Annotated in this window: 2 protein-coding genes; both read left to right on the forward strand. The window is 73.3% G+C overall.

Annotated features, from left to right (window positions below; genetic code table 11):
• Window positions 1–199 (forward strand): NAD(P)-dependent oxidoreductase (locus AC27IQ_RS26660; protein ID WP_487091488.1); only part of this gene is annotated, 199 nt, incomplete at its 5' end.
• Between the two features lie 56 nt (window positions 200–255).
• Window positions 256–619: aldolase/citrate lyase family protein (locus AC27IQ_RS26665; protein ID WP_487091489.1), on the forward strand; the 364-nt coding region annotated here is incomplete at its 3' end.

Genomic DNA, 619 nt, shown 5'->3' on the forward strand with positions numbered 1-619 from the left:
GGGGCTGGACACCTTCGACACCGAACCCCTGCCCCTGGAGCACCCGCTCCACGCCCTGCCCCAGGTGCTGCTGACGCCCCACGTCGCCGGCGTGACGCGCGATGCCGCGCTGCGCGTGGCCATCGCCACGGCGCGCAACATCGTGGACCACCTGCAGGGCCGGCCGCTGCCGCCCGGCCACCTGCTGGCCGGGGTCTGAGCCCGGCCGGCTACCCTTCGTTCTTCTTCCCCTTCGCTTCACGCACGACCCGCACCATGCCCGCACACAACCCCTTCAAATCCGCCCTCGCCGCCCGCCGGCCCCAGATCGGCCTGTGGCTGTCGATGGCCGACCCGTACCTGGCCGAGGCCGCGGCCACCACCGGCTACGACTGGCTGCTGATCGATGGCGAGCACGCACCCAACGACGTGCGCAGCACCTTGGCCACGCTGCAGGCCGTGTCCGCGCAGCCCGCCCAGCCGGTGGTGCGCGTGGTGGAAGGCAGCACCGCGCTCATCAAGCAGATGCTGGACATTGGCGCGCGCACCCTGCTCGTGCCCATGGTGGACACGGCCGAGCAGGCCCGCGCCATCGCCGCCGCCACGCAGTACCCGCCGCACGGCACGCGCGGCGTGGGCA

The sequence above is a fragment of the Acidovorax sp. KPB24-07 genome (assembly GCF_057543315.1).